Genomic DNA, 22,057 nt, shown 5'->3' on the forward strand with positions numbered 1-22,057 from the left:
AGCCGCGTGCACGTCTTCGATACCTCGTCGATGCTTCGTTGATGCTTCGTTGATGCTTCGTCAAGGCGCCTAATCGCGCTTCGGCTTGCCCATCAGCAAGGCACCTCCGGCGCCGTCGCGACGTGCCGGACGCGGCCCGCGTTGGGCAAAGTCGCCACGCTCGCCGCCGCCGCCGCCACCTCCAGCACCACCGCCAACCCCACCATTACGCTGGCCCCGGCCCGCATTCTGGCCCTGGCGCGGTGCGCCCGTCCCCTGCACGGCACGTACGGGCGCGCGTTGGGCATCGCCCTGACGTTTGGCCGGTTGACGTTGGCTCGTGCCGACGTTGATGGCATCGCCGCCATTGCCGCCGCCCTGCCGCCCGCCCCGCTCGCCTTCGCGACGCGGCTTCGGCTCGACGCCCTGACGCGGCGCGCGGCCGCCGTCACGTGGCTCACGTGGCGCCCGGGCCGATTGACGCGCATCGTCGCCCCCGCCGTTGCGTCCCCCGCGGCCGCCGCCACCCGCACGACGGCCGCCGCCTTGCTGATTCTTGCGAATCGGCTGCGCGACGGCGTGCGGATCCGGCTCAAAGCCTGGGATCACCTCGCGATCGATGGTGCGCTTGATGAGGCGCTCGATTTGCTGGAGGAGTTGATGTTCGTCCACACACACGAGCGAGACGGCTTCCCCGTTCGCGCCCGCGCGGCCCGTACGGCCGATGCGGTGCACGTAGTCTTCCGCCACTTCCGGCAGATCGAAGTTCACCACGTGCGGCAACTGATCGATGTCGATACCGCGCGCGGCGATATCGGTCGCCACCAGCACCTGCAGCGTGCCGCTCTTGAATTCGGCAAGGGCACGGGTACGTGCGCCCTGACTCTTGTTGCCGTGAATGGCCAGCGCCGGAATGCCGCTCTTCGTCAGTTGCTCCGCCAGGCGGTTCGCACCGTGTTTGGTGCGCGTGAACACGAGCACCTGAAACCAGTTGTGCTCGCGCACGAGGTGTTCGAGCAGTTCGCGCTTGCGGTCACGGTCGACCGGGTGGATCTTCTGCGCGACGGTCTCGGCGGTCGTGTTGCGTCGCGCGACTTCGATCAGCGCAGGCGACTTGAGCAGCCCGTCGGCCAGTTGCTTGATTTCGTCGGAGAACGTGGCCGAGAACAGCAGGTTCTGGCGCTGCGCGGGCAGCGCCGCCAGCACGCGGCGGATATCGCGAATGAAACCCATGTCCAGCATGCGATCCGCTTCGTCGAGCACCAGGATTTCGACGCCGGACAGATCCACCGTCTTTTGCTGCATGTGATCGAGCAGGCGGCCCGGCGTGGCGACGAGAATATCGACGCCGCGCGCGAGTTGCTTGACTTGCGGCACCATCGACACGCCGCCGAACACGGTCATGGAAGTCAGACGCAGGTATTTCCCGTACTGGGTGACACTCTCCTCGACTTGCGCGGCAAGTTCGCGCGTGGGGGTCAGCACCAGCGCGCGCACCGGGCGCTTGCCGTTCGCGGCAGCCGGACGCGCGCGCGCGGACAGCATTTGCAGGATGGGCAGCGTAAAGCCTGCCGTCTTGCCGGTCCCGGTCTGTGCTCCGGCGAGAAGATCGCCGCCTTGCAGGACAGCCGGAATCGCTTGCAGTTGGATCGGGGTCGGCTGCGTGTAACCGAGATCGGCGACTGCACGCAGGATGTCGGCCGACAGGCCGAGCTTTTCAAAAGACATATAAAGACCAATGCGCGGACTCCACGATGTGTGTCCCCGCGCGTATCTATGTTGTTTGTTCTTGATGGAATGCCCGCGTGGGGCGTGCGACACGCATCGCGCTCATCCGGGCGACGCGTCTGAAGACGCCAGCAAGACGACCCGCCGGCGAATGAAACTCTGCGGCTTGGCGGGGCAGACCGTCGCGGGTACGGCCGTGTCTTGAAAGCGCGTAGTTTACCATGCGCCCCTTCCCAAGTCAGTCGTGCCGCTACACTGACGTCTTTCCCCCACGCCACTCGCGCGCGACGCGATACCCATTTTCGTGAAATTCGACCTGACCGATCTGCGCCTGTGCCTGCTGGTGGCCGAAGCCGGCAGCATCACCGGCGGCGCCGAGCGCGCCCATCTGACGCTGGCATCCGCGAGCGCACGCATTCGCGGACTCGAAGAAACGCTGGGCGTCGCCCTCTTCATGCGTCATCGTCAGGGTGTCATTCCCACGCCCGCCGGACGCGCTCTGCTCGCGCACGCCCGGCGCGTACTCGCACAAATCGAACAGATGCGCGGCGAGCTTGGCGAGTATGCGGCGGGCCTCAAGGGCAACGTGCGAATCGCGTCCAACACCGTCGCCATGTCCGAATTCCTGCCGGATCTGCTCGGTGCGTTTCTCGCCGGGCATCCGAACGTGGAAATCGCGCTGCGCGAGCAGACAAGTCCCGCCGTGGTGCAGGCCGTACTCGAAGGCGCCGCAGATATCGGTGTCGTATCGGACTGGATCGAATTGACGGGACTCGAAACGGTGCCCTTCCGGCAGGACCGGCTGGTCATCGTCACGCCGCCGGGCCATGCCCTCGCCGCGCTCGACGAGATCGCCTTCGTCGACGTGCTCGACGCCGAATTCATCGGTCTGCCCGAGCCAAGCGCGCTGGCCGAGCACCTCGACGGCCACGCCAAACGTGCGGGACGCCCGCTTCGCTACCGCTTGCGTCTGCGCGACTTCGACAGCCTGTGCCGGGCCGTCGCAACAGGCGCCGCGCTCGGCATCGTGCCCCTGAGCGCCGCCCGGCGCTCGGCGACCACGCTGGGCATCGGCATCGTGCCGCTCGTCGACCCATGGGCGCTGCGTACGCTCGTGCTGTGCGTGCGCGAGCGCGACGCCCTGCCTGTCTACGCGCGGCAGCTGCTCGACCATCTGCACGCCGCGCCCCCCGAAAAAAACGCAGCCGCAAACGAAAACGGCACGACGTAATCATCGTGCCGCATCATGCCGCATCATGCCGCGATGCGCGTCGACATGCCGCCTGCTGGCTTGCCCTCCTGCCCGGGACGGACGCCTTACATCGCCGCCGGCCGCGAGGCGCCACGACCGCGCAGCAGGGCATACAGAATGATCGCGCCGAACGTCGCACAGCCGATCCCGCCGAGCGAAAAGCTGCCGAACTTCAGCGTGAAATCGCCCGCGCCCAGCACGAGCGTCACCGCGGCCACGATCAGGTTGCGGTTATCCGAGAAATCCACCTTGTTCTGCACCCAGATGCGCGCGCCGGCCACGGTGATCAGACCGAACACTACGATGGACACGCCCCCGAGTACCGGCCCGGGAATCGTCTGGATGAGCGCACCGAACTTCGGCGAGAAGCCCAGCACCAGCGCGATGACGGCGGCCACCGCGAAGACCAGCGTCGAATAGATCTTGGTGACGGCCATCACACCGATGTTCTCGGCGTACGTGGTGACGCCCGTGCCGCCGACGCTGCCCGACACGATGGTCGCCAGTCCATCGCCGAGAAAGGCGCGGCCCATGTAGCGGTCGAGGTTCTGCCCCGTCATGGCGCTCACCGCCTTGATGTGCCCCAGATTCTCGGCCACCAGAATGATGGCGATGGGCGCGAGCAGCACCATGGCTTCGGGCTTGAACACGGGCGCGGCGAAATGCGGCAGACCGAACCATGCGGCATTCGCCACGACGGCAAAGTCAATCGGCTTGCCCAGCCCCATGCCGTTCGTCAGCACGGCGTACAGCACGTAGGCCAGCAACAGGCCCACGAGAATCAGCAGACGTTGCACCATGCCGCGCGCGAGCACGGCCACGAGGCCCACGCACAGCACCGTCGCGAGCGCCATCCACGTATCGAAGCTGGTGGCCGACACGCCCTTCACCGCCACCGGCGCGAGATTCAACCCGATGACCGCGACCACGGCGCCCGTCACGACCGGCGGCATGAGCGTCTCGATCCAGCGTGTGCCGACCGCCATCACGATCAGGCCGATGATCGCGTACAGCACACCGCAGGCGATGATCCCGCCGAGCGCGACGGGAATGTTCATGTTCGGACCGCTGCCCGCGTAGCCCGTCACCGAAATCACGAGACCGATGAAGGCGAAGCTGGAGCCGAGATAGCTCGGCACGCGCCCGCCGACAAGCACGAAGAACAGCAACGTGCCGATACCCGACATGAAGATGGCGAGGTTCGGGTCGAAGCCCATGAGCAGCGGCGCGAGCACGGTCGAGCCGAACATGGCGACCACGTGCTGCACGCCCATCGCAACGGTCTGCGGCCACGGCAGACGCTCATCGGGCGCGATCACGCGCCCGGAGGCTGTGTCCTGTTGCTGCCACTTCGGGAAGTAACCCTCTGCCATTTCGATCTTCTCCTGTCGGTCGTGCCGTATCGTGTGGTCCCGCGCCGCCCCGTCGAATGCGTGGGACGATGGGAAAAACTGGCCGCAGTGTACGGAGCACCCGCACGGAAGGCAAGGCGAGAAATAGCGCGTGCCCCATACACCCCGTACATTCCCCCCGCACACCCGACACACCCGACACACCCGACACACCCGACACACCCGACACACCCGACATACCCGACATACCCGACATACCCGACATACCCGACATACCCGACATACCCGACATACCCGACATACCCGACATACCCGACATACCCGACATACCCGATACGTTGGCCCGGCACGACAAGCGCCCGGGACGATCCGCACAACCGGCCCGCCTTCCCGGCCGTCCGGCAGGGACGCTGCCGCAGACAAGCCTGCACGCCCGGTGCGCTCGCCCGGCGTCAGCGTTTGGCGAGCCCCTGAAGGATCAGATCCGCCAGACCGGTGTAATTGCCGTCGAAATGGTGCCCGCCGGGCATCTTCACGATCTGTACGCGGCGGGGATCGAGCCCCGGGCAGTTGCTGTCGTCTTCATCGGCCCCGTAGACACACATCGCCATGCCGTCGGGCAGACGCTCGACTTCGGGCCGGATCGGCAGCCCGTTCTGGCTCGACATTACCCAGTTGGTCATGCGGAATTCGAAATCGGCCTTCTGGCCGAGCCCCATCAGCACGAGCAGGCCAACACGCTCGCGGGCGACCGGCGGCAGCCGGTTCACCATGAACGGCAGCACGTCGGCGCCCTGCGAATAGCCGATGAGGATTGCGCGCTTCTTGTTCCAGCGGGTCTGATAAAAGCGCAAGAGGCGATCGATGTCGAGCGCGCCGGACGCCGGGGTGCGCGCCGACCAGAAGTAACGGAGCGAATCGACGCCCACCACCGGAATGCCATGGGCGGCCAGCGCCCCGGCCACATCGCGATCCAACCCGGCCCATCCACCATCGCCCGAGAGCAGGATCGCGAAGGTGTCGGCCATGTTGGCGGCAGGCCTGGCCGTGGCCGGCACTTCGATCACCGGCAGGTCTGCGACAGCGGCGGGCGGGCGCGCCGTGCCGGCCACGTGGTGTGCGTTCAGCCGCCGGAACGCGTTCTTGTATTGCGTCACCCAATCGGCCAGCACGGGGGCAGACGCAACGCCCTGCGCGTTCGCCGTGCCGCTCGTGTCCATCGCCCCGAGACTGCCCGCCAGCCCGCCCACGAGCCAACTCGAATTCGGCGTGCGTGCCGCGAATTCCTGCGCGACGTGGTCCGGGCAGCGCGGGGCGCGTCCCGGGCTGCCGGGACCGGCCGCCGGCCCGCCCATCGCCAGCCACGGTGCACTCATCACGGGCGCGGGGAGCAGGCGCATGGGGGCACCGCCCGCCGTGTGCGTGATGCCGCGTCCGAAATGTACCCCCTCGCCCTGACACAGCGCACGCGCCATCGGCAGCACCGGGCAGAAGTCGACCGAGAGCGCGCCGGAGAACGTGTCGTTACCGGCCTGCGCGAGCATCGCATACGCGAACGTGCCGCCCACGCCGTCGCCTACGAGAATCGGCGGCGTGTAGCCCGGCAGCTTGACGGCGGCCTCGACCCACCGGCCGAAGTTATCGAGATCGCCGGCCGCGTACACGCACGCGATGTCGTCCTTCGTGTAGTTCGCCATCAGCCGCGCCGTGTCGATCCCGGCCACCAGCGCGCCGGTGTCGGCCAGTGCGCGGGCCATGCGTTCGGCACGCGGTGTCCATCCGTCGTCGTCGGAGAAGAACAGCACCGTGGCGTTCGGCTCGCCCTGCGGCCGAAAGATCGGGATGTTCTCGAAGCGGCCATGCGTCATGATCTCGGGCGCGGCGCTGCCGTCGGCGGCGGCATTACGAAACGCCGCGGCACCGGCCGCCGCTGCCGCGGCCTTCGGCATGACCGGGGCCGCGGCGCTGGTGTCCGGGGCATTCGACTGCGCCACCGGCCCCGCCTTCGGTGCGGGCTTCAGGACGTTGAGGGGATGACTGCGCGCCTGCGTCGATTCGGACGTCTGCGCCAGCACAGCGGCAGGCGCCATCGCCACCGCCAACATCGCCACGCGTTTCGCACCTGGCGCACTCGCCAACACGGCGCGCCACACACTCAGCCACCACGTCCCGCGCGAGCGCTTCGGCTGTCTCACGCGCAGATGGCGCGCGTCTTCGGCCCCGCCCCGATCGTCCACGTCATTCACCCCGCCGGCCCGGCCCTGCATCGTCATTGCTTTGCCTGTCATTTCGCTATCATCCCTTTCCAGCCGCCGCCGACGAGCGACGCCACGTCGGCCAGCGTCAGCATCGGCGCGATGCCGCCCGGCGTCATCAGGTAACGCGTCTCCCACTGCGGGTCGAACTTCTCCTTGAAGCTGCGCAACCCGCGGAAGTTATAAAAGCGCGCACCGTGCGCGAACATCATCCGGCCGAAGCGATGCCAGCGCGGGGCGAGCTGATGCGTCTGCATGCCCGACATCGGTGCCATGCCGAGCCCGAACCGCTGATAACCCTGCGCCTTGAAATGCAGCATGAGCTTTGCGAAGAGGAAGTCCATGGTGCCGGGCGGCGCGTCGGGCACCTGACGCATCAGGTCGATGCTCGCTTCGATGCGCAGGACGTCGGGGCACATCAACGTGGCGAATGCCACCAGCCGGCCCTCGCGACGCACCAGCGCCACCGGCTGGCGCACGACATACGCGTCGTGGAACGCCCCGAGCGAGAAACCCTTTTCCCGCGTGTGCTGGCGCGCGAGCCACGCATCCGACACCAGCCGCATCTGCCCGAGATGCGCCCCAACCTCCTCGGGCGGCACGATCTCGAGGGTCAGCCCCTCGCGCTCGCCGCGCGTCACGCCGTGCCGCAGATTCGCGCGACGCGAACCCTGCAATCCGAACTCGGGCAGCGAGACGAACGCCTCCTCGCCGAGCTTGAACGCGCGAAGGCCGGCGTCGATATAGAGCGGCAACGCCTGCGGACGCGTTTTGTAAAACGCGGCGCGACCGCCATGTGCGTCGGCCAGTTCGATGAAGCGCCAGATCAACTCGGGCCATTCCTTCTGATCGCCCACGGGGTCCGAGAGCGACACCCACGAGCGGCGATGCTTGGCGTACATGATGAAGGCGTTGCCGGACGGCGAGAACAGGAAGCTCTTGTCTCCCATGAGCGCGAGGCACGCGTCGGCGGCGGGCTGCTTGCGGATGATGGCCTTCGCGCGCACCAGTTCGTCCTGCGTGGCGGGCACCATCGCGCCCGGCGACTGACGCAGCAGTTGCCAGAGCGAGACGCCCAGACCGATCACGGCCACGACCATCAGCGCACGCATCGAACGCGGCGCGTCGCCATCGAACGTGAACTGCCACCAGAGTTGGTTCGCGTATTCCACACGCCGGTACGACATGAACATCAACCACGTACACGCGCCCAGCACCGACAGGACCGCGATGATCCAGCCCGGCTCGAACGACTGGGTGAAGAGCGACGAGCGGCGGTCGAACTGCCTTCGCGAGACGAGCAGCAAGGTCGCGAGCACGGCCAGTACAAAAAACTCGGACCACGCGATGCCTTTCGGAATGGCCAGCACGGCGGCGATGACGGTCAGACCGAGCGAGCCCCACCATGCGGCGTCCAGCCGGTGCAGCAATCCGCGTGCGAGGAACAGCATCGACAGGCCCGCGACGCTGCCGAGCAGGTGCGAGACTTCGACGAGAAACAGCGGCATGTGGCGGCGCAGGAAGTCCTCGGCGTCGCGCGTCGCGGGCGTGACGCCCGAAATCAGCAGCATCACCCCGGCCACGAGCGTGAGCGCCGCCAGAATGCCGGGGAACAGGCGCACGGCCGCGCGGCCGATGGGCGCCGCCGGCCCCCGGCGCAACTCGAACCCGGCGAGCAGACACGCCGCGAGTATCAGCGGCAAGAGGTAATAGATTCCACGATAGAGCACCAGCGCCCCGGCGACCTGGCTGATCGGTGCGTGGCCGTTCGTCGCCAGCAGAATCACCGCCTCGAACACGCCGACGCCGCCCGGCACGTGACTGAGGACACCAAGCGCCATCGCGATGGCGTAGAAGACGACGAAGGTCGGCAGATCCACCACGCCGGCGGGCAGCAGACACCAGAGCGCCGCCGCGGCCATGCCGAGATCGGCAGCGGAGATGAGCAACTGGCGCAGCGCGAGGCGCAACGGCGGCAACGGCATCGACCAGCGGCCGAAAATCGCGACGCTGCGCTTGCGGGCGCACACTGCAAGAAACGCGGCTGCCCCGGCGAGCAGCAGCACGGCGAAAAGCTGCAACATCCATGCGGGAATCGGCACCAGCGCCGAGACGCGGGAGGCGCCCCACAACATGCCAAGCGAGCCGAAGACCGTCATCCCGAGCCCGAACGCCCCTGCGTTGAACGCGACGGCCTGCGCGACTTTCGACGCGTCGACCCCGGCCGCCGCGTACATCCGCATGCGCACCGTGCCGCCGGTCAGCACCCCCAGCCCGACGGAGTTTCCCAGTGCGTAGGCGATGAACGACGTCAGCACGACCGTCGATCGCCTGACCTTGGCCCCGGCGTACGCCAGACCGGAAATGTCGTAGCCGGTGAGCGCCGCGTAGCTCGCGAGAGTGGCCAGCATGGCGAGCACGAGACGCGTCACCGGCGTGTCGTGGATCGCCGCGATGACGTTGTCGTAATGCACGTGCCGCAGCATGTGATGCAGCGCGTCGAAAACGAACAGGCCGAGCAGGAGAACGCTTGCGACGATCAGCCACGGGCGTGCCGCGCTCCACGGGAAGCGCCGGATCAGGCGCAGGGGCGCGGGAAGCGCGAGCCAGGCGGCCTCGTCGGATACGGTCGCACCGGAAGCTTCCGACGATTCGGAGGTCGCCGAGGCGGCGGAGGGCGCCGTTGACGCGGGCGGTGAAGCACCGGATCCGCTGGCGGCGGAGGCCGCAGCGCCGGGTCCGGCGGTGTCCGGGGAGGCGGCCGAGGTGACGGCCGGGGGAGAAGCAGTATCGGCGGGCCGGCTCGGGCGCGCGCGTGGCGGTTCTGTCATGTTTCGGTCGATCCTTCGGCCGGCACGACGTCGTCTGCGAGACGCCGCCCTTGTGGCCTGTGGGCGAGTCGGAGCCTGTCTATCCTGGCGATAGCTTACACCGCGATGCGTGACAGGTCTCGTCGGAGGTCTCGTCGGAGGTCTTGTCGGTGCGCCACCGACATGAGCGCTCCTCCTGAGCTTGCGCACGTGGCAACGCCTTGAGCGGCGGGCGTTCGCGGGGGATCTCTCACGACGCGAGGCAGTTTTGGCAGCGCAATATCGGCCCCCTCCCGCCGCGTCGCCCCCGCCGGATGGCCCGGTCACGCGGCGATTGCGTCCGCCTATTGAGCGGCGGGCGCGATACGTGCAACTTAATGTAAAATGCGTGGGTTTTACTGGGTATTTACCGGAAGTTTTTCCTAAACTTCGATCTCGAATATCGCCGCGGCGCGGCACGTGCGCACTCCGAACCATTTCGGCTCCGAAGAGAGTCATTGCGCGGTTCGAAGCTGGTGCGCGGGGGGAGTTGATCAATGAACGTCGAACGGCACCGCCGTCCGGCAGGGGCACGTTTTACCACGCGGTGGGTCATGCGCCTTCGTTCGCATGCCATTGCGCGAGTCATGGGACAAGCCGGTGCGTGCGCACGTCGAGTTGTCCTGACTATCCTGCTGAGTTCCGCCACGCTAACGGGGTCGGGCCTTGCGCTCGCCCAGACGCCATCGAACGCGCCGGCCTCATCCGCGGCCGCCGCCAACGCCAACGGTGCGGTGGTCGCACTGCCCTCGACGGGACCGGTCACGGCGATCCGGCCAGCGGTGCCGATCGGACAATCGACCCTCGCGCAGGGCGTGGCGCAGATCAAGGAGCGCTATAACCTTTCGCATGTCTGGCTGCGTACCGAGTCGGACAACGGTGTGGCGCTCGAAGCCGCGACGCCGGGCGACGACGTTCAGCAATTGCTGCCGATGGCGAGCCTGTCGAAATCGATCACGGCCATTGGCATTGCGCTACTCGTGCAGCAGGGCAAACTCTCGCTCGACGCCCGGCTCGGCGATTTGCTCGACGCCTACGCCAGGCAACACGGCAAGCCGCTCGATCCGACACTGCGCGATCTGACTGTCCGACGCCTGCTTGCCCATCGCGCGGGCCTTGCCACCAACGGTTTCAACGATCCGGTCAATGGGCTGTTCAGCGGACTGGCCATCCGTCGCGTGGGCGGGAGTGCCGATTTCTTCAACTATCTGGACGCGGGCGACGCCAGTCACTCGACGGGCAAAAGCGATTTCGTCTATTCGAACGTCTCATATCTGCTGCTTGGCATGGTGATCGAGGCGGTGTCCGGCGAGGACTACAAGGACTTCTGCGAGACGTCCATCTTCGCGCCGCTCGGCGTGAGCGACGCCAGGCTGCCGGACAACTGGCGTCTGCTTGCGCCGTTCGCGGGCTGGCAAATGTCAACGGGTGCGCTGCTCAAGGTGTGGCGCGTGTTCGATATCCGGCGCCCGAGCCTGCTGACGGAAAAGACATTGCGCACGTTGCTGCTCGACAAGCAGGCCGGACCGGTGAATTCGGATCGCGATGTGTATTACACACTCGGCGTTTTCATGCTGGCGGGGGCGGGTGATCGCAGTTATCGCATCAGCCACGACGGCATCGCGGATTTCTTTCGCACGCAATCGACGTACTACACTGTGGCGGAGAAAACGGTCCCTGGCGACAGCTGGGCGATCGTGGTGTCGCCGATTCCGTCGCGCGGCCAGTTCGGAGCGCTTCAGCGCGACGTGCGCCGTATCATCCGTCAGGCGCGTCTGGTGCCGTGAACGGAGCGCCGGCGGCCACGATGTCGCTGAGTTCGCACACATACGTTCCGGCGATGAGGCCGCGTTTTTGCGACGCGCTCAATTGCTTGATGCGGTACTCGGCGCGTGAGGCCGCCGAGCGGTCGGCGAACGGCAACGAGAACAGAATGCGCGACGGCGGATACGCCCGCGTGAAACGCGCGCCCTTGCCCGCCACGTGCGCCGCATAGCGCGCCTGGACATCGACGGTGATACCGGTATAGATGCGCCCGCCTGCGCACTCCAGCAAATAGAGAAACCACGGCTTCGGCACGACGATTGCCCTCTAATGGCCGCCTCCCCTCGAAAGCGAAATCAACCTCTCCCGACGCACCTCGCTTCGAGGCAGGCATTTCGAATAAATCAGGGCCGGGGCGACCAATTGACTCCCGAAATCGGAAATTTTGAATGGTAACGACAGTAACAGTGCATTATTGAGAAATTTCGCCAGAAGTTGAATGGTGGATTTTCATACGATAAGCGCCATGACCGAATCCGCTGCACCGCAGACCTCCCGCTCGCCACATGCCTCGGACGTTCTGCGCCGTGAGCGGGTCCGCGCACGTCTGAAGGCCCTCGGCGGCTATGCCGCCTACGCCGGACTCGCGCTGGCGCTGTGGGCGGCCAGTCACGGCAGCGCCACGCTCGGCTTGTCGCCCGCCGCCGCGCAAGCCGCCGTGCTGGTGCTATTCACCATCGGGGCCTGGGCGTTCGGACTGTTCCCGGAACCCGTCACCACACTCTCTTTCTTTCTGCTCGCCGTGCTGTTGCACGTGGCGAAGCCGGAAATCATCTTTGCCGGCTTTCATTCGGCGGCGTGGTGGCTGGTGTTCGGCGGTGCGGTCACCGGGCTCGCCGTACGAACGACAGGTCTCGGCACCCGCCTCGCAGCGACGATCTTCGCGCTCAAGCGTCCGACGTATCCGCGCTATGTCGCCTCCGTGATGATCGCGAGCGTCGGCCTCGCCTTCGTCATGCCTTCGACGACCGGGCGCATTCTGCTGCTCATCCCCATCGTGCTCGCGCTGGCGGATCGCATTGGCCTCACCGAGGGGCGGCGCGGGCGCACCGGCCTCGTCATGACGGTCGCCGCCGGGAGCTACATGCCGCCGACCACGATCCTGCCCGCCAACATTCCGAACAGCGTGCTGATGGGCGCGGCCGATTCGTTTTACGGCGTGAAGCTGCATTACGCACCCTATCTGCTGCTGCACTTCCCCGTGCTTGGCGCGCTCAAGGCAGCGATTCTCGTATGGGTTGTCTGCCGCCTGTTCCCTGACGACGGTCCGCTCGCGCCCCCCGGCGCAACGACATCGCCACCGTTGACGACCGATGCAAGGCGCCTGTCGCTCCTGCTCGCGCTGGCGCTCGCCGGCTTCGCCACGGACACATGGCACGGCATTTCGCCCGCCTGGATTTCGGTGGCCGCCGCGATCCTCTGCCTGCTGCCCGCGATTCACATTGTCACGCCGAAGACTTTCACCGATCAGATGCAGATCACGCCGCTCATCTACGTCGCAGGCTTTCTCGGCGTCGGCGCGGTAGTGGCCGATACCGGACTGGGGGAAAAGGTCGCGCGGCTGTGTCTTGACGCCGTCGGCATGATGCCCGGCACCCCGGTCGTCAACGCCGCGTGGCTGATCGCCATCGGCGCGGCCATCGGACTCGTCGCGACACTGCCGGGTCTGCCCGCCGTGCTCACACCGCTCGCGGGACAGCTTGCCACCGCGAGCGGCCTGCCGCTCTACACCGTGTTGATGCTTCAGGTGCCGGTGTTCTCGACCGTGCTGCTGCCGTACCAGAGCCCGCCGATGATGATCGCGATGCACCTCGGCGGCGTGGGCATGCGCGACGGCACGCGACTGACCGTGGTCATGACGATCATCACGCTGGTGCTGCTGTTCCCGTTGGATTACGTGTGGTGGCGCGGACTCGGCATGCTGCCGTGAGCCGGGGAGGAGGCGGCTGCGCGAGCCGAGGAAGCCGGGGAAGCCGACGTGCCGCGCAAGGCCATATGCCGTGTCGGCACGCCATGCGAATCGCGGCAGAACACGAGCCAGCGATCGCCGTCTTCCTCGCGCCAGAATGCGCCTTCGCGCTCCAGTACCGCCCCAAGCCGCAGACGCATGTCGCGCCGTTTCGCGTCGCTCACGCCCGGCAGGATCATCCCGCGAACGTAACTCAGGTGCGGGACAGTGCGCAGGAGTGAGCGAATCAGTTGGCAGAAGCGGCGCACCGCATGCTCGCTGGCGCGTGCTTCGGCATCGAGACGAAAGTCGGTGATCGTCAGCACATGGCCGGCCGCGCGCTTTTCCAGACGATGACAAAGCGACAACTCGCCGTTCTCGACGCGTTGCCCAATCGTGACGTGCAGGCGCTCGCAGACTTCCGCGCGCGCCGTGAAACGGTGAGTCCTGAAAAATGCCGCAACGGCGCGCTCGCAGACTGTCATGGGATTAGCGGATAACGTCGTACATCTTCGTGACTTGCTGGCCGATCATGCCGTACATCGAGCGTGACACGTCGCGGATGTCCGCGCTGGTCGCGTCGATGCGCTGCCGCAACCGCTCGTTGGTGCGCCGCGTCTCCTCCGAGAGCGACATCTCGAATTCGCCCAGCACGTCGTTATCGCGCCCCGCCAGTGAATCGTCGTTGGACACCACGTCGAACGGCGACTTCACGAACTGGCTGACGCCCTTGGTCGTCTCACCCACGGCGGTGCCGACCATGCGCAGCTTGCCCAACTCACCGCCGAAGCCCGCCGCCCCCGATCCCACGCCGCCGACCAACGAAAAGCTGCCCGAGACGATGCCGCCTATCGCCGACATCAGTCCGGCGTTGTAGTGCGAGCGGTTGGCGTTGTACTTCTCGGTGCGCGCCGTCACGCCGCGCTCGAATACCATGGCGTCGTGGCGTGTCCGGTATGCCTGATCGGTGTTGCGCTCCGCGACGCGCATCGCGAGAAACAGCGCGATGAGCATTTGCGCCGACCGAAGGCCGTCGACTTGCTCGCCGATCCGCGATCCCTGCGGCCGTTGCTGCCCTCGTGCCTGCGCATCACCCTCCGTTCCCGCGCGCGGCGCACCGATTACCCCATAATCGACCTGCGTGCGGCTCAGGTTCATCGCGCTCGATGTCATCATCATGTCTGCTCCAAAAGTGAGTGACGCGGCCCGCGCCACGCCCTGTGTCCTCGATACCGGCACCACCGTGCGGCCGCCTTCAGGCGCGGCCCGCCGATGCGGCCATCCGGATACGCATCTCGCCCGTCTTCTGCACCTGTTCGCCGGCGGATACCGCGATATCGTTCTGCTGGCCCACCAGCGTTTCCATCCGCCTGGCCGTACGCTTCTTGTCGTCGCCGTTCATCTCCAGCAGCATTTGCAGCCACAGCATGTCGACGGAAAGATCGCGTGCTTCGTTCTGCAATTTCGCACGTTGCATGCCGACAATGCCCTGACCCAGCCCGTTCGCCCCGGCGAACGTCCCGCGAATCGCATGTGACAACGACCACGACCCGCGCGCCAGCGCGAAGTAGCCTTGCGTGTTCATGCGCGACGCGAACGACTTCGTGAGGCTCCTGGCGGTCACCGACTTGCCCCGCGCGACTTGCTTCGCTGCCGTCTTCGCGACCTTGTCGAACGCACGCGAGGCCATTGCCTCGACCATCTGTTGCGTGAATTGCTCCGCCATCCGGTTGAAGCCGGCCTTCGCCAGACGGCGCGCGCTTTGCGTACCGTTCTGGAGCAACGACCGGCCTACGCGCTTGCCGACTTCGTGACCGACCACATATCCGATCTCGGAGACGACCCGCGTCTTTATCGCCCCGACCGCGGCCTTGTCGCCGGACTTCACGGCTTGCTCCAGCGCCTCGGCAGCGCCCGCCTTGAACACCCGGCTGGCAGCCTTCGTGGTCGCTCGCTTGGCCAGAAAGCCCTTCACCGACGACCCGAAGCCCACCACCATCCCGAGCATCTGAAACGCCAGTTGGGCGTGGCCCCATTTGGCGGCTTCCTTCTCGTGATGGGCGGCATTCTCCGGATCGGCCAACGCCATGGTCTTGTGGTAGGCCGCGCCCATGCCGGCGATACCGGCGCCCACGTCCGCCACGCCGCCCGCGATCATCATCGGATTCATGGTAAGCACGCCGGTCACCACCTTGACCGCCCCGACCACCACGTCGACGGCCGCGATGATCCAGTCGAAGATCACACCGAAGATGCCGCCCTTGCGCGCCTTGTTGGCGTCTTCGGCCTTCGCATCCATTTGTTCGCGGTACTTCTGGATGTCCTCCTGACGCAGGGCGTCCTGGCGTTCGGCGAGCAACGTCAAAGCGCGCTGCGTCGACTTCGCCGTATCGCCCAGCGATTCCATCGCGATCATCGACGCCATCATCGCAAGCGTCGAAGGATCGACATTCTCCAGCGCGGCGAGACTGGCTTCGCCCGCCGGATTGGAGGACCTCAGCAGGTTCGCTGCCATACCGCTGCCCACGTCGAACAGGCGATTCAGCAGACGAGAAAAAGCGCCCTCGGCATCGCGCCAGTCCGCGCTCGCCGGTGTGTCGGGCGCGAAATCCTCGGCGCGAAGCCAGTCCGGGCGCTGACGGCTCTGGCGACGCTCGCGAGAGACCTCGCTGGATTCAGCGACGTCGTCCGACGCATGGAACGCGGCCGCCGGGTCGGCACCGCCGACCACGAGCGGTGCATAACCGCCCCCCAGGGATGAAATGGCTGTCATGGTATTTTTCGCTCTAGTCTCGTTTGAGTGCCTCGCATCGATCCCGTGCCGAGCGAGCCAGCGTTTCGTGTTGCGGCAACTGTGCGCAAATGCGCAGTGCCGCCCGATACGAACGGTCGGCGAACGCGGTGTTGCCAACGTGCTCGTAGCTGATGCCTGCCAGATAGGGCGCACGCGGGTCCGACGCGCAGATCACCCCGGCCTTCGCGAAGCACGGCAACGCCTGCTCATGCTGTCCGAGCCGCTGATAGCAAAGCCCCAGGCCGTACCAGTCCTCGAAGGACCATTGGTCGAGCGTCGCAAGCACGAAGTACACGCGCTGCGCACCGGCAATGTGCCCTTGCGCGAATCGCTGCGCGGCATAGGCGCGCACACTGGCGAGATCGGTCTCGCAAAGGTCGGCCAGCATGCGAAGCGCCCCGCCGCGCTCAAAGAATTTTGCGAGGAACGCCGGTGCGTCGTGCGCCGGCGGTTCCGGTACGGGTTGCGCGCCCACCTCGGGAACCACTGACGTACTCACGTGCGCATCGACCCGTTGATCTGGTTGAGCTGCGATCCCTGCGAGCTGTAGATCGTGTTCACCAGTGTCGATGCGCCGTTGTATTCCTGAAGCTTCTTGTTGATGCGGATCTGATCGACGGTCCGGCTGTCGGACGCCTTCTCAACGAATCCCTCGGCGGCCGCCTTGAGCGAACGAAGGTTGGCCGCCGAATAGTCCTCGGTGGTGCGCGTCGTGTAACCGCTCTCGCCAACGCGCCTAGTGCGGCCCTCCCACTCCATCAACGTCTTCTTCGTGCCGTCCTGAGAGACCGTAATCTCGATGTTGTGCTTATCGAAGAAGCCGCGAATGCCGTCGCCAAGGGCGACCTTCTTCGACGTATCCGAACCGATCTCGTTGATGAGCGATTCGATCTGGTTCGCTGCGTCGCGCGCCTCCTGACCTTCTTTCTGACGACTCTGCATCTCCTGGATCATGTTCTGGGCTTCGCCGTTGTTCATCTCCATCATCAACATGGCGTAGGCGGCCAGCGTGCCGTGGAAATCGAGCTTCTCGATGACACCACCGATGGACACCTCGCGAATCAGGCCGCCACGCAGCGGGCTATGGAATGAAGGCGAATGCAGCGAGGCGTTCGCGCCAGCAATCGTAGTCATGGGATTGGGTTCCTGAAAGTTGTGAAATGAATAGGTCGAGCGGTTTCGGTCATGCGCCGCGTGTCAAAGGCTGCTCACGAGCCGTTTCATCATTTCCCCGAGCCGGGAGATGACCGCGTTGTAAAGCGTGAGCGTGTTGTCGTAGCGAGTGACGAACCGCTTTAGCCGGATCTGATCGCTCGTGCTCGATGCACTGCCGTTCATCGCGAGCGACTGAAGTCTTGCGCCGAGGGCTTTCAGACCGGCCGCATCGAACGGTGCGTCGGCCGCCTGCGCAGACACCAGTTCGTGTCGCACGGCGAACTCGCGTAGCGCCTGCGGCAATCGCTCGGGTGCGGCGCCACCGGACGCCCGTCCGGCCATCGCCTCCACCGCCGCGCCGAACTCGCTCGCATCGCGCGCAACGGCCATGCGCGCCTGCGCTGTCGCGACCCAGGCATCCGCGCTGGCCTGCAACTCACTCAGTTGCGCCCCCGCGACGGCCATCGTGCAGAGCATCGGATTGTCGGAGCGGGAGCCGGGCGACGTTGCCGCGCGACCGAAGGCGGCGACATTGTCGACATAAGTGCGTGAAGACGGTGAGGCCTGTGAGGCCGGTGAGGCCTGTGAGGCGTTGCGGTAGAACATGGCGTCTCCCAACTCAGGCGCACGTCCGACGCAGGCCCGCCGGGCGCCTGACTGGCGAACCCGTTGCGCCGTCGTCGGGAGATGCAGGGATGTCGGGGGCGTCGGCCATCATGCGCTCGATGCTGTGAGCGAGCGCCGCTGACATTCGACGAATCTCGCGCTCGTCGCGCTGAAACGGCTCGCTGCTCACGAGCGATTCGAGCCGCCGGAGCTTCTCGTCGGCCTCGGGCGTGTCGCTGGCTTCGAGCCGTGCGACTTCTTCGAGCACCGCCTGATACGCCTGCATTTGCCGGTGCAGCTTCTGACCGACGTTGCGCATTTCGGCACAGGCGCGGTCGTATTGCGCGCGGACGTCGTCCGGCTCGGCGGACGCGGCCGCGGCGTGTGAGGTGTGTGAGGTTTGTTGCGACGAGTCAGACATGGAAACGCCTCCGTATGTTGCGGTCAGTCATACAAGACATCCCGCATCGTACGAAGGCGTTGAACCGCCACCTTTGCAAAGTCCGCCATCCCTTCCGGGAACCGGTCTCGCTTCAGCGATTTCCCATGGAGGTGCCCAAAAGCGCCTGCCTTACATCGTCTGGGGACGAACCCCAAAGCCGCCGCCGCCCGGCGTCTCCACGACGAAGATGTCGCCCGGCTGCATTTGCGTGCGTCCGATGTGCGCCAGCGACTCGCGCGTCCCGTCTACGCGTTCGACGTAGTTAGCTCCCAATGCACCGGCACTCCCGCCCTGCGCACCGAACGGTGCGTACACCCGGTTGTTCGACAGGATGGACGCCGTCATCGGCGTCAGAAAACGAATCCGGCGCACGGCACCGTTACCGCCCTGCCAGCGCCCCACGCCGCCCGAGCCAACGCGAATGCGATGGCTTTCGAGACGCACCGGATACCGCCATTCCAGCACTTCCGGGTCGGTCAGACGCGAGTTCGTCATGTGCGTCTGCACGGCGTCCGAGCCGTTGAAGCCATTGCCCGCGCCACTGCCACCGGCGATGGTTTCGTAGTACTGGTACGTCTCGTTGCCGAACGTGAAGTTGTTCATCGTGCCCTGGCTCGACGCCACGCAGCCCAGCGCGCCGTACAGCGCACTGGTAATGGCCGAGGACGTCTCCACGTTGCCCGATACTACCGCTGCCGGGAAGACAGGATTGAGCATCGAGCCCTGCGGCACGATCACCGTCAGCGGCTTCAGGCAGCCCGCGTTGAGCGGAATGTCGTCGTCCACGAGCGTGCGGAAGACGTACAGCACCGCCGCCATGCACACCGCGCGCGGCGCATTGAAGTTATTCGGCAGTTGCGCCGATGTCCCCGTGAAGTCGATGGTCGCGCTCCGCGTGGTCTTGTCGACGGCGATCTTCACTTCGATCACCGCACCGTTGTCCAGCGGGTAACGATAGTGGCCGTCGGCCAGCGCACCGATCACGCGGCGCACCGCCGATTCCGCGTTGTCCTGCACATGCCCCATATAGGCCAGCACGACATCGCGCCCGAAGTCGTTCACCATGCGCCGCAGTTCATCCACGCCCTTCTGGTTCGCGGCCACCTGCGCGCGCAGGTCGGCCATGTTCTGATCGATGTTGCGTGCCGGATAGCGCGCGCCACCGAGCAATTCACGGGTCTCGCGATCCCGCAGTTCGCCAGCCGCAACGAGTTGCCAGTTGTCGATGAGCACTCCCTCCTCTTCCACGTGGGTCGAATCCGGCGGCATCGAGCCCGGCGTGATCCCGCCGATGTCGGCATGGTGACCACGCGAGCCGACATAGAAGAGCGGCTGCGCCATGCCGGGCGCATCGGTACCGTCCGGAACGAACACCGGCGTAATGACCGTGACGTCCGGCAAGTGCGTACCGCCGTGATACGGATCGTTGAGCATGAAGACATCGCCCTCGCGCATCCGTCCGCGATTGCGCTCGATCACCGTCTTGATGCTCTCGCCCATCGATCCGAGGTGCACCGGCATGTGCGGTGCGTTGGCGATGAGGTTGCCGTCGCGGTCGAACAGCGCGCAGGAGAAGTCCAGGCGCTCCTTGATGTTGACCGAATACGCCGTGTTTTGCAGACGCAAACCCATCTGTTCCGCAATCGACATGAACAGGTTGTTGAAGATTTCCAGGCGCACCGGGTCGGCCTGCGTGCCAAGCCCGCGCTGCTTGTCGAGTTGCACGCGACGTGGCACCACGCGCGTAAGCACCAGATTGCCCTGGGCTGTCATTTGCGCCTGCCAGCCCGGCTCGACCACGGTCGTGCCGCTCTTCTCCGCGACGATGGCCGGGCCGTCGAGAGTGTCGCCCGCGAGCAGCGTGTCGCGCTCGAACAATGCCGCATCGTGCCACGCACCGGCAGCGTAGAGCTTCACCCGGTCAACCGCCTGCGGCGCCCCCGACGTACGCGCTTCGAGCGGCGCGATATCGACCGGCGCGTCCGACAGCCCGATGGCTTCGACCGACGCCACTTCCACGATCAGCGCCGCGCCGTCCATCAGGAACGAGTAGCGCTGACGATAAGCCGACTCGAACGCCGCACGCATCTGCTCGACGCTGCCGAATGGCACGGCAATGGCCGAGTCCGTACCGGCATAGCGCACGTGAACGCGACGCACCGTCTCGATTCGCGATGGCGGCACGCCCTGCGACAGCAGCGCGTTCACGGCTTCGTCGGCAAGTGCGCCGAGGGCGTCTTCCAGCGCGACGAGACCGTCGGCACATAGCGGCGCTTCGATCATGCGTTCGCGCATCGCCGTCTGATCGGCCAGCCCCATGCCGTACGCCGACAACACCCCGGCGAGCGGATGCGCGAAGACCTGCGTCATGCCGAGGGCGTCGGCCACACCGCACGCGTGCTGGCCGCCGGCGCCGCCGAAGGTCGTCAACACGTAACGGCTCACGTCGTGCCCGCGCTGCACCGAGATCTTCTTGATGGCGTTGGCCATCGCACCGATAGCGATTTCGAGGAATCCTTCGGCCAGCGCTTCGGGCGTCTGGCGGCGTCCCGTCGCCTTCTCGATCTCGGCGGCCAGCGCGGTGAACCTGGCGACGACCACGTCGCGGTCCAGCGGTTCGTTGGCGTTCGGTCCGAACACCTTCGGAAAATGGGCAGGCTGAATCTTGCCGAGCATGACATTGCAGTCGGTCACCGCGAGCGGGCCGCCACGGCGATACGCCGCCGGTCCGGGGTTGGCGCCGGCCGAATCGGGCCCCACGCGCAGACGCGTGCCGTCGAACGACAACACCGAGCCGCCGCCGGCGGCGACCGTGTGGATGCTCATCATCGGCGCGCGCATGCGCACGCCCGCCACCTGCGTTTCGAACACGCGCTCGAATTCGCCGTTGTAGTGCGAGACGTCGGTGGACGTGCCGCCCATGTCGAAGCCGATCACGCGCTCGAAGCCCGCCGCGCGCGACGCGCGGACCATGCCGACGATGCCGCCGGCAGGTCCAGACAGGATGGCGTCTTTGCCCTGAAAGTTGCCGGCCTGCGTGAGCCCTCCGCTGCTCTGCATGAACTGCAGGTTCACACCGGGCATCTCCTTCGCGACCTGCTCCACATAGCGGCGCAGAATCGGCGACAGATAGGCGTCGACCACTGTCGTGTCGCCGCGCGAGACCAGCTTCATCAGCGGCGAGACTTCGTGGGACACGGAAATCTGCGTGAAGCCGATCTCGCGCGCCATCGCCGCGAGTTGCTGCTCGTGCTGCGAGTAGCGATAGCCGTGCATCAGCACGATGGCCAGCGCCCGAATGCCTCTGGCATGGACGCCTTCGAGGGCCGTGCGCGCGGCGTCGACATCCAGCACGCGCACCAGCTCGCCATGCGCACCCATGCGCTCGTCGACTTCCACCACTTCCGCATACAGCGCCTCGGGCAGTGCGATGTCGAGATCGAACAGACGCGGACGGTTCTGATACGCGATGCGCAATGCGTCACGGAACCCGTGCGTCGTGACGAGCGCCAGCGGTTCGCCCTTGCGTTCGAGCAGCGCGTTGGTGGCCACGGTCGTGCCCATCTTCACCATGTCGACCAGCGCCGGCGTGATCGGCTCGCCCGCGGCAAGACCGAGCAGATGCCGGATGCCCGCGACGGCGGCGTCACGATACTGCTCAGGGTTTTCCGAGAGCAGTTTGTGCGTGACGAGCGAGCCATCCGGGCGGCGCGCCACAATGTCGGTGAAGGTGCCGCCACGGTCGATCCAGAACTGCCAGCGCGAAGCGCTCGAATGCGCGGGCGCGCGGTTTTGGGCGGGGGGCGTGAGAGCGTTCTTCATGGTGTCACTCGCAAAGCAATGGTCAAACAGAAATCGAAAAGGAGCGATGCG

16 protein-coding genes are annotated in these 22,057 nt (G+C 66.2%); 3 read left to right on the forward strand and 13 right to left on the reverse strand.

Annotated elements, in window-relative coordinates; all coding sequences use genetic code 11:
* Window positions 1–69 precede the first annotated feature (69 nt).
* A complete protein-coding gene (locus tag AB870_RS21745) occupies window positions 70–1,707 on the reverse strand; it encodes a DEAD/DEAH box helicase (protein ID WP_047906249.1) in 1,638 nt (545 codons plus the stop codon).
* 304 nt (window positions 1,708–2,011) lie between these two features.
* Between AB870_RS21745 and AB870_RS21750 the strand changes: the two genes are divergently transcribed.
* A complete protein-coding gene (locus tag AB870_RS21750) occupies window positions 2,012–2,938 on the forward strand; it encodes a LysR substrate-binding domain-containing protein (protein ID WP_047906250.1) in 927 nt (308 codons plus the stop codon).
* An 86-nt stretch (window positions 2,939–3,024) separates the two neighbouring features.
* Here AB870_RS21750 and AB870_RS21755 read toward each other — a convergent pair whose 3' ends face one another.
* The 3 genes from AB870_RS21755 to mprF all read right to left on the reverse strand — a co-directional run bounded on the left by AB870_RS21755 (window position 3,025) and on the right by mprF (window position 9,397).
* Entirely contained in the window at window positions 3,025–4,332 is a 1,308-nt protein-coding gene (locus AB870_RS21755) for a solute carrier family 23 protein (RefSeq protein WP_047906251.1), read from the reverse strand.
* Window positions 4,333–4,763: 431 nt separating this feature from the next.
* Window positions 4,764–6,599, reverse strand: coding sequence for a virulence factor family protein (locus AB870_RS21760; RefSeq protein WP_053059475.1), 1,836 nt, complete (start codon window positions 6,597–6,599; stop codon window positions 4,764–4,766).
* A complete protein-coding gene (gene mprF / locus AB870_RS21765) occupies window positions 6,596–9,397 on the reverse strand; it encodes a bifunctional lysylphosphatidylglycerol flippase/synthetase MprF (protein WP_084663985.1) in 2,802 nt (933 codons plus the stop codon). The genes AB870_RS21760 and mprF overlap by 4 nt, the downstream gene beginning before the upstream one ends.
* Before the next feature lie 572 nt (window positions 9,398–9,969).
* On the opposite strand from mprF, the gene AB870_RS21770 reads away from it, so the two are divergent.
* Entirely contained in the window at window positions 9,970–11,202 is a 1,233-nt protein-coding gene (locus AB870_RS21770; RefSeq protein WP_167362720.1) for a serine hydrolase domain-containing protein, read from the forward strand.
* Here the strand turns inward: AB870_RS21770 and AB870_RS21775 are convergent.
* On the reverse strand, window positions 11,174–11,494 hold the full coding sequence (locus AB870_RS21775; protein ID WP_047906253.1) for a GIY-YIG nuclease family protein: 321 nt from the start codon (window positions 11,492–11,494) through the stop codon (window positions 11,174–11,176). The two genes, AB870_RS21770 and AB870_RS21775, sit on opposite strands and share 29 nt — an antisense overlap.
* A gap of 211 nt (window positions 11,495–11,705) precedes the next feature.
* On the opposite strand from AB870_RS21775, the gene AB870_RS21780 reads away from it, so the two are divergent.
* On the forward strand, window positions 11,706–13,169 hold the full coding sequence (locus AB870_RS21780) for an SLC13 family permease (RefSeq protein WP_047908541.1): 1,464 nt from the start codon (window positions 11,706–11,708) through the stop codon (window positions 13,167–13,169).
* Here the strand turns inward: AB870_RS21780 and AB870_RS21785 are convergent.
* From AB870_RS21785 to AB870_RS21820, 8 genes are all read right to left on the reverse strand, one after another.
* Complete coding sequence (locus AB870_RS21785) at window positions 13,133–13,672, reverse strand: hypothetical protein (RefSeq protein ID WP_053059476.1); 540 nt, start codon at window positions 13,670–13,672, stop codon at window positions 13,133–13,135. The two genes, AB870_RS21780 and AB870_RS21785, sit on opposite strands and share 37 nt — an antisense overlap.
* A gap of 4 nt (window positions 13,673–13,676) precedes the next feature.
* A complete protein-coding gene (locus AB870_RS21790) occupies window positions 13,677–14,366 on the reverse strand; it encodes a hypothetical protein (protein WP_047906254.1) in 690 nt (229 codons plus the stop codon).
* A gap of 76 nt (window positions 14,367–14,442) precedes the next feature.
* Entirely contained in the window at window positions 14,443–15,960 is a 1,518-nt protein-coding gene (sctE, locus tag AB870_RS21795; protein ID WP_047906255.1) for a type III secretion system translocon subunit SseC family protein, read from the reverse strand.
* A gap of 13 nt (window positions 15,961–15,973) precedes the next feature.
* Entirely contained in the window at window positions 15,974–16,480 is a 507-nt protein-coding gene (locus AB870_RS21800; RefSeq protein WP_237170006.1) for a tetratricopeptide repeat protein, read from the reverse strand.
* Window positions 16,477–17,115: a hypothetical protein gene (locus AB870_RS21805; protein ID WP_047906256.1), complete on the reverse strand. Its 639-nt coding sequence runs from the start codon at window positions 17,113–17,115 to the stop codon at window positions 16,477–16,479. Before AB870_RS21805 ends, AB870_RS21800 begins: the two co-directional genes overlap by 4 nt.
* A 63-nt stretch (window positions 17,116–17,178) precedes the next feature.
* A complete protein-coding gene (locus AB870_RS21810; protein ID WP_064674886.1) occupies window positions 17,179–17,742 on the reverse strand; it encodes a hypothetical protein in 564 nt (187 codons plus the stop codon).
* Between the two features lie 13 nt (window positions 17,743–17,755).
* Complete coding sequence (locus AB870_RS21815; RefSeq protein ID WP_047906258.1) at window positions 17,756–18,163, reverse strand: hypothetical protein; 408 nt, start codon at window positions 18,161–18,163, stop codon at window positions 17,756–17,758.
* 150 nt (window positions 18,164–18,313) lie between these two features.
* Window positions 18,314–22,006 carry a hydantoinase B/oxoprolinase family protein gene (locus AB870_RS21820; protein ID WP_047906259.1) on the reverse strand — a complete coding sequence of 1,231 codons (3,693 nt, stop codon included), beginning with the start codon at window positions 22,004–22,006 and terminating at the stop codon, window positions 18,314–18,316.
* Window positions 22,007–22,057 lie beyond the last annotated feature (51 nt).

The sequence above is a fragment of the Pandoraea faecigallinarum genome, from assembly GCF_001029105.3.
Classification (GTDB): domain Bacteria; phylum Pseudomonadota; class Gammaproteobacteria; order Burkholderiales; family Burkholderiaceae; genus Pandoraea; species Pandoraea faecigallinarum.